Raw genomic sequence first — 7,721 nt, forward strand, 5'->3', positions numbered from 1 at the left:
GTTGTCGGCTAGCCCAATATGCTGCAGCAGCCCCGTCAGCACCATGTGCCAGGTGCCGTAGAGGCGCGACAGCCCGATCAGCACCAGCGGTATCCATGAACCAAGCGCGATGGCGACAGCGATCGTCGCTGCGTAAACCAATATGTGCCATCGCGCCGCGGTCACCGCCTTGTGCTGCTCCATCTGTGGGATGTAGCTCTTCTCGTCCCCCGACAATATGGCGAAGGCTTGGCGCACCAGCGTCGGCAGCGAATAGCGGAAGTCGAGGATGCCGGTGAAGGCCAAAGCCGCCTTGATGAGGTCCGGCGGCCGCATCACCGCGATCTCGGCATCGCGGCCGACGATGATGGTGTCGGTGTGATGGCGCGCATGGCTCCAGCGCCACTGCACCGGATTGCGCATCAGCATGAAGGAAGCGATGTGGTAGACGACATCGTTCATCCAGCGCGTGCGGAAGGCGGTGCCGTGGCCGCATTCGTGCCAGCGCGAGTCGCTCGACGAGCCGTAGAGCACGCCATAGACGAACAGGAACGGCACGACCCACCACGTGCCCCAGAACCAGACGATGCCGACTGCCGAGCCCAGGATCGCGGCGATCCAGATGATGGTATCGCGGATCGCCGGCCCGTCCGAGCGCTGCATCAATTCCTTCATGGTCTTGCGCGGTACATCCGTGTGGTACCACTCGGCCGAGGCGAGCCCGGTCTCGATCGCCCGGCGCGTGCTTTCGCCGACAAGGCTGTAGTCGCGCTTGGTGCTGGACGCCGTCGTCATCATCCCTCCCCGCAATCAAAGCCCGTTCGCACGGAATTTGCCGTCGAGGAATGTCTTTGCGCGCGGCACGTCATCCTCGGTCAGATGCTCGATGATCACCGGGATGTTCGGATGCTTCTCGCTGAGCCGCTTGAGATAGAGATCGTAGTTCAGCGCGCCCAGCCCCGGCGCCGGTAGCTCGATCTCGCCGACGCCGCGGAAGGTCAGTCCCTCATGCGCGTCCGCGTCGCCGATATCGGCATGCTTTTCGCTCTTGTCGCCGCCCGAACGCTTCACGTCCTTGGCATGCGCGATTTTGATCTTGTCGGTCAGCGTGTTGAACACCTGGTTCAGCACCTGGTCCATGCGGTCGATGTTGTGCGCCTCGAAATAGTTGGTCGGATCCATCAGCAGGCCAAGTCCGGGATGATCGACCTGCGCGAACATTTTCACCGTCTCCTCGACCGAGCCGACGACATTGTTGACATAGGTCTCGAGCAGGAACACCGCGCCGTGGTCGTAAGCCGTCCGGGCGAGGTCGGAGATCACCTTGCGGCATTCCTCGAAGCCTTCTTCGGTCTTGTTCCTGGGGTGATGCACCCAGTCGGACTCGGTGTTGTAGGTGCCGGTCTCCGAAATCACATAGGGAGAACCGAAGTCGCGCGCGTTGCGGATGATCTCCTTGAGATAGGCAAGCCGCCTTTCCCGTTCTCCCTTCTCCGGATGGATGATGTTGGTGTAGCCGGACACGCAGCAGACCGGCAGGTTATGGTCGCGAAACGTGTCGCGCACCGTCCTCGCCTTGTCCTTGGTGATCTGCCCGGCCGACAGGTCGATATCCTTGAAATGCAGGTCGAGCTGCACGGTGTTGAAACCGAGCGCCCGGATGCGCCTTGCCGATTCCTCCAACTCGTAGGGAAAATAGCCTGTGAAGATACCTGCCTGCATCATGAGGTGAAGTCCTCCGGGTAAGCGATTCAGTTGCCGCGTCTTTCGGCTGCCTCAGTCGACGCGGATTTCGGACAGCTTGACGGTACGGCCCTCGGCCATGGACCGGTAGCCGGCCTCGACCAGCGCCATGGTTCTGACGTTGTCGGCAACCGACAGCGCCGGCGACGTGCCGGTCTTCAAGGCATATTCCAGTTGCTCCATGACGCCAATGAAGGCGTGCGGGAACCACATCGTCTCCCAGCTTGGGCTGACCCATTTCCCGCCCGTCGTCTCGGTCGAGGCATAGGTCAGCGTCGAGGCGACGCCCTTCGGCCAGCCGATCGTGCCCTTGGCAACGCCCTTGGTGCCGTCGACGCGCCAGGCGATGTGCTGGTCGTCGTCGTAGCCTTCCTGGCGCGGACCGGACCAGACATCCTCCAGCGATACAGCGAGCACGCCGGAAGGAAAGCGCAACGTCGACACCGTGATCCCGTCGGAATGGTCGAATTTCGTGCGCGGGTCCTTGCGCGTCAGCGTGGTGATCTCGTCCGGATCGCCAAACAGGAAACGCAGCACGTCGAGATGATGCACGCTCATATTGGCGAGCGTCAGCCGGTCGTAACCGGCCAGGAAGGTCTGCCAATGCGGGATCGCGTGCATGTCGATCACGGCAAAGACGATCTCGCCAAGCGCGCCGCTGTCGATGATCTGCTTCAGAACGCGCATCGACTGGTCGTAGCGCATGTTCTGGTTGACCGAGAGGATCTTGCCGGAGGCAACCGCCTCGTCGTGCAGCCTCACCGCTTCCTCGACCGAAAGCGCCAGCGGCTTCTGCGCCAGGATCGCCTTGATATGCGGCTGCTTGAGCGCATGGCGGATCAGCGCCGGCTGCTGGTCGGGAGGAAAAGCGAGGTCGACGATCTCGACTTGGCTGTCCTCGATCAATTGCTCCGGCGTGTCGTGGACGGTCGGGATATGCCAGCGATCCGCCACCTTCGCGGCATTCGCCTTGGTCCGGGAAGCGATCGCCACCACCGGAAAGCCGGCCTGCGCATAGGCGGCGAGATGGCATTCGGCCATGATCATGCCGGCGCCGATGCAGCCGATCCGGTAGTCCTTGACCCGGACCTTTACGTCCGGCTCGAAACCCGTGCTCGCCATCCATTCCTCCCATCGAGGACTGGATATAACGCGATGGTCCGGGCGTCAGCCAAGGCCAGCGCCATCATTTCCCATCAGCGCTATCAAGCGGCCGCGATCAGCACCGTGCTGTCCGGCGACCAGCTAAGCACGACCGGCTGACCTTCAGCCAACCTTTCGGCGCCGGTGTTCTGGACGATCACCTTCAGCGTCTGGCCATCGCGGTCGACGAAATAGGTGCTGTTGTTGCCGGCGAAGATGCGCTTCGAGACCTGCCCAGTGAGCATGTTGGCACCGACTGGATCGGGCTTTGCCGCACCGGTCGAAATCCGGATGCGTTCCGGCCGGACCGCGCAGCTCGCCTTGGCGCCGGCCGGCACCGAGGCGCCTGTCGAAGCCGCGATCGTCGTGCCGTCGGGCAGCTTGATCCCGGAGCCGGTGGCATTGCCGCGAAAGATGTTGGCGTCGCCGAGGAAGGTCGCGGCGAACTCGCTTTGCGGCCTGTCGTAGATCTCTTCCGGCGGTCCTTCCTGCACCAGCCGGCCGTCACGCAATATGCCGATGCGGTCGCTCATCGTCAGCGCCTCTTCCTGGTCGTGGGTGACGAAGATGGTGGTGATGCCGATCTCGCGCTGAATGCGCTTCAGCTCGATCTGCATGTCGACGCGCAGCGCCTTGTCCAACGCGCCGAGCGGCTCGTCGAGCAGGAGCACGCGCGGCTTGGTGACGATGGCGCGCGCCAGCGCCACGCGTTGGCGCTGGCCGCCGGAAAGCTGGTGCGGCTTGCGCCCGCCGAGCTTGCCGAGCTGCACGAGATCGAGCGCGCGCTGCACTTCCTTAGCGATCGTCGCCTTCGGCTCGCCGCGCACCGAGAGGCCGAAGGCGACATTGTCGGCGACGCTCATATTCGGGAACAGCGCATAGTTTTGGAACACCATGCCGATGCGGCGTTTCTCGACCGGCACGCGCTCGACGCTTTCGCCGCCGATGGCGATGCGGCCGCTATCGGGAAAATCGAAGCCGGCGATCTGGCGCAGCAGCGTGGTCTTGCCGCTGCCGGACGGTCCGAGCAGCGCATAGAAGCCGCCATCAGCGAAATCGATCGAGACGTTATCCAACGCCTTGTGCGCGCCGAAACTGCGGGAGACGTTCGCGACCTGGACGCCAGCCATTATTTCTCTCCGCCGAATTTGAAGAAGCGCGCCGTAAGCAGCATCAGCGCCATCGACACGACGATGATGATCGTCGAGACCGCATTGATCTCGGGCGTGAAACCCTTGCGGATTGCGGCGTAGATCTCGACCGGCAGCGTCGTTTGGCCGGGCGTCGACAGGAAGTAGGAGACGACGAACTGGTCGAACGACACGGCGAAAGCGAACAGCCCGCCGGCGATCACGCCCGGCATGATCCAGGGCAAGGTCACGCGCATGGTCACCTGCCATTGATTGGCGCCGAGCGAGCGCGCCGCCTCCTCCAGTTCCGGCGCGAAGGTCTGCAGCCGGGCCGACACAACGACGATCACATAGGGCAGCGCCAGCGCGACATGGCCGAGCAGGATGGCGATGAGCCCGCGGCCGATTCCCACGCCGAAGAAGAAGATCAGCATCGCCGTGCCGGTGATCAGCCATGGAATGGCGATCGGCGGGAAGAGCAGCGCCTGCAGGACTTTCTTGCCACGGAAGTCGTAGCGATAGAGCGCGAGCGAAGCCATCGAGCCGAGCACCGTCGAGATCAAAGTGGTGATGATTGCGATCTCGATGCTGTTCCAGGTCGCCGCGATCAGCTGGTCGTTCTGCCAGAGCGAGGCGTACCAGTCCGTCGTCCACTCGAACGGCAATTGGTAGAAGGGCGAGGCGTTGAAGGACATCGCCGCCATGATGATGATCGGCAGATAGAGGAAGCCGAGCAAAAGCACGATGTAGAAACGCCCGAGCCATTCGAGGATGCGCGTCGTCGCCATCAGCCGGCCCTCCGCAGGACGGGCGCGGCCAGCGCCAGGATGATCAGCACGACCGCGAGCAGGATGAAGGAGAGCGCGGCGCCCAGCGGCCAGTTGAACACGGCGACGAACTGATCCTCGATGACCGTGCCGTAGAAGGTGCCGGTGCGCCCACCGAGGATGCGCGGCTCCATGAAGGAGCCGACCACCGGCACGAAGATCAGCGCCGCTCCCGCGATCAGCCCAGGCATCGACAGCGGGATGATCACCCGCCACAGCACCTGCCGCCGCGACGCGCCGAGCGAGCGGCCGGCCTCGATCAGCGAGTCGTCGATCGCCTGCAGCGTGAGATAGCAGGTCAGCACCATGTAGGGCACATAAGAGTGCACCAGGCCGATGATGACGGCCGGATAGGAATACATGAGATCGATGTTGATCTTGAACGGCAGCACCGCGTTGAGCGCCGTGTCGAGAATGCCGCCTTCGCGCAGCACCATGGCCCAGGAGAAGATGCGCACCAGCCCGTTCGACCAGAAGGGCAGGATGACGAGCAGGAAGATCGCTTCGCGGCTGCGCCCTTTGAGCACCTTGGCCAGCACATAGGCCGCCGGATAGCCGATGACCACGCACCACAGCGTGACTTCGAGCCCGAGCCGCAGCGAGGCGAACAGAAGCGTCGAGTAGAGGCTCTGCGAGAAGAAGGCGGCGTAATTGCCGAGCGTGAACGACCATTCCTTTCCGGCCAGCGGCAGGTCGGTCATGAAGGAGAAGAAGACCATGGCCGACAGCGGCAGGAAGATCGCCACCGTCAGCCACAGATAGGCGGGTAGGAGAAGCGGCAGCGCCGGCTTCAGTCCGCGGCGCGAACCGATCGCAAGCTGGTCAGCCATTGCCTCTCCTCCCCGAATGACGCCTTACTTCACGTTGACCTTCAGCTCCTGCCACAGCGCCAGATACTTCTCGCGCTGCTCGTCGGTGACCGGCGCCTGGAACTGGATGCGCTTGGCGACATCCGGGCTGCCCATGACCTTGCGGTTGAACGCATCCTCCGGCAGCGCGTCGACCGCCTTGGTGTTGGCCGAAACCGGCGCGCCGACCTTGGTGACCCATTCGACGTAGAACTTCGGATCGATCATGTAGTTGATGAAGGCCTCGGCGCCGGCGACGTTTTTCGAGCCGACGGGAATCGAGAAGGCGTCGAGCCAGGCGACGGCGCCCTCTTGCGGGATGACAAGGGAGACCGGCAGCTTGAAATGCGTCTTGGCACGGTCGGCCGAGCCGCTCCAATAGGTGCCGATGTCGATCTGGTTGGAGGCGACCATCTGGTTCCAGTCGTTCTCCGAGCTCCAGAACGTCTTGATTTGGGGCATCAGCGAGGTGAGCTTCGCCTTGACCGCGTCCATATCCTTGATGTCGTTGATGTTCTGACCCGACGCGATCGCGCCGAACTGCACCGCCTCGACGGCGTCGTCGCGGATGATGACGCGGCCCTTATGCGCCGGGTCCCACATTTCGGCGATGCTTGTCGGCGGCTTTTCGAAGGACTTTTCGTTGATGGCCAGAGCCGTCAGGCCCCACACCCACGGCACGCCATAGACCTTGCCGTCATGGTTGAGCATCGGCGAGCCGGCCTTGTCCTTGGCGATGTCGGCATAGTTGGAGAGTTTCGAGACGTCGATCGGCTGGATCAGCTTGCCGGCCATCGCCTGGTCGTTGAAGGCGGCGTTGATCATGACGACGTCATAGAGGCCGGGATTGGTGCGGATCTTGGTCAGCATCTCCTGTTCGGAGTTGAAGAAGTCATTGACCACCTTGAAGCCGGTCGCCTTCTCGAAATTGGCGACCGCCCACGGCTCGTCGGCGCCGTAACCTTTCCAGTTGAGCACATGCACTTCCTCAGCGGCCTGTGCTGCCAGCGTGAAAGCGGAGACGAAGACGGCGGTGGCCGTCAGAAAAGCGGTCAGTCTGGGCATGCGCATGTTCTTTTCCTCTCATTGTTTGCCCGGTTGACGGTTTGTTAAGTTGCAGTCGCTTCCGCCCGGCCAGGCGCGGTCATCGCTTCGCCGCGCTCGGTCAGGAACTCCTGGATCTCCATGTCGGTCGGCGCCGAGGACCCGCCATGGCGGGTGACCGAAAGCGCGGCGGCGGCATTCGCGTAGCGAGCCGCCTCGCAAGGCGACATGCCGCGCGAAAGGCCACTGACGAAGGCGCCGATATGCGTGTCGCCGGCCCCGTTCGTGTCGACGGCTTCCACCTCGAAACCCGGCACCGCGCGGGTGCCGCCATCGGCCATGCGCACCAGGCAGCCATGCGCGCCGGCGCGGATGACGACACCCTCGGCGCTGGGGCAATGCTCGGCGAGCAACCGGATGGCGACGGTCTGCGCATCGCCGGCGCCGGCAATCTCGGCGGCCTCATTGGTGTTGCAGCTCAGCCAGGTCGCGCGCGCCAGCACCCTGTCCAGGATCGGGCGCGGAATATCGGCGATCACCGGCGTCGGATCGAAGACGAAAGGAACGCCGGCCGGCAGCGCCTCGATCCAGTCGACAAGCGCATCGCGGCTGCCGGGATAGCTCAGTGTGTAGCCCGAGGTGAAAACCCAGTCGCCCGAAAGGACTTGGACCGGCTTCATCATGTCGAACGTCAGCCGGCTCTCGGCGCCCGGCCAGGAGACGAAAGTGCGCTCCGCATCGCCGCTGATCATGGCCACGCAATTGCCGCTGTCCATCGAGGTCGACGGCGGCGTCAGCGTCTCGATGCCTTCGGCGGCGAAGGCGGCGCGCAGGAAGTCTCCGTCCGGCCCGGTGCCGAGCTGGCCGCCGAACACCACCTTCATGCCGGTGCGGCTTGCGGCGACCATCATGTTGAAACCGCCGCCGGCGACGCGGGCGTAAGCTGACGCGGTCTTTTCCGTGCCGGCCGCCGGCAACGCGTCGATGCGGTAGACGTAGTCCACCAC

At 63.7% G+C, this 7,721-nt stretch carries 8 protein-coding genes; all 8 read right to left on the minus strand.

The genetic code is table 11. From position 1 onward, the window contains the following. Positions 1-774, minus strand: a 774-nt coding sequence (locus tag EOA28_RS17885; protein WP_128315106.1) for a fatty acid desaturase, incomplete at its 3' end; no start/stop codon positions are given. Positions 775-789: 15 nt separating this feature from the next. Next, positions 790-1,704 (minus strand): sugar phosphate isomerase/epimerase, encoded by a 915-nt coding sequence (locus EOA28_RS17890; RefSeq protein ID WP_126081891.1) that lies wholly within the window; start codon positions 1,702-1,704, stop codon positions 790-792. 51 nt (positions 1,705-1,755) lie between these two features. After that, on the minus strand, positions 1,756-2,844 hold the full coding sequence (locus EOA28_RS17895) for a Gfo/Idh/MocA family oxidoreductase (RefSeq protein ID WP_128315107.1): 1,089 nt from the start codon (positions 2,842-2,844) through the stop codon (positions 1,756-1,758). 83 nt (positions 2,845-2,927) lie between these two features. Further along, complete coding sequence (locus tag EOA28_RS17900; protein ID WP_127251436.1) at positions 2,928-3,995, minus strand: ABC transporter ATP-binding protein; 1,068 nt, start codon at positions 3,993-3,995, stop codon at positions 2,928-2,930. Continuing rightward, positions 3,995-4,783 carry an ABC transporter permease gene (locus EOA28_RS17905; RefSeq protein WP_127251435.1) on the minus strand — a complete coding sequence of 263 codons (789 nt, stop codon included), beginning with the start codon at positions 4,781-4,783 and terminating at the stop codon, positions 3,995-3,997. Before EOA28_RS17905 ends, EOA28_RS17900 begins: the two co-directional genes overlap by 1 nt. After that, entirely contained in the window at positions 4,783-5,652 is an 870-nt protein-coding gene (locus EOA28_RS17910) for an ABC transporter permease (RefSeq protein ID WP_127251434.1), read from the minus strand. The genes EOA28_RS17905 and EOA28_RS17910 overlap by 1 nt, the downstream gene beginning before the upstream one ends. 24 nt (positions 5,653-5,676) lie before the next feature. Further along, positions 5,677-6,741: an ABC transporter substrate-binding protein gene (locus EOA28_RS17915; RefSeq protein WP_126081886.1), complete on the minus strand. Its 1,065-nt coding sequence runs from the start codon at positions 6,739-6,741 to the stop codon at positions 5,677-5,679. 38 nt (positions 6,742-6,779) lie between these two features. Then, the coding region (locus EOA28_RS17920) for a PfkB family carbohydrate kinase (RefSeq protein WP_128315108.1) at positions 6,780-7,721 on the minus strand (942 nt) is incomplete at its 5' end.

Origin of the sequence: Mesorhizobium sp. M2A.F.Ca.ET.067.02.1.1 (assembly GCF_004023285.1) — a bacterium.
Classification (GTDB): Bacteria; Pseudomonadota; Alphaproteobacteria; order Rhizobiales; family Rhizobiaceae; genus Mesorhizobium.

Coding starts and splice junctions, on each gene's coding strand:
- EOA28_RS17890 (WP_126081891.1), bottom strand. CDS start 1,704: ATGATGCAGGCAGGTATCTTCACAGGCTATTTTCCCTACGAGTTGGAG.
- EOA28_RS17895 (WP_128315107.1), bottom strand. CDS start 2,844: ATGGCGAGCACGGGTTTCGAGCCGGACGTAAAGGTCCGGGTCAAGGAC.
- EOA28_RS17900 (WP_127251436.1), bottom strand. CDS start 3,995: ATGGCTGGCGTCCAGGTCGCGAACGTCTCCCGCAGTTTCGGCGCGCAC.
- EOA28_RS17905 (WP_127251435.1), bottom strand. CDS start 4,783: ATGGCGACGACGCGCATCCTCGAATGGCTCGGGCGTTTCTACATCGTG.
- EOA28_RS17910 (WP_127251434.1), bottom strand. CDS start 5,652: ATGGCTGACCAGCTTGCGATCGGTTCGCGCCGCGGACTGAAGCCGGCG.
- EOA28_RS17915 (WP_126081886.1), bottom strand. CDS start 6,741: ATGCGCATGCCCAGACTGACCGCTTTTCTGACGGCCACCGCCGTCTTC.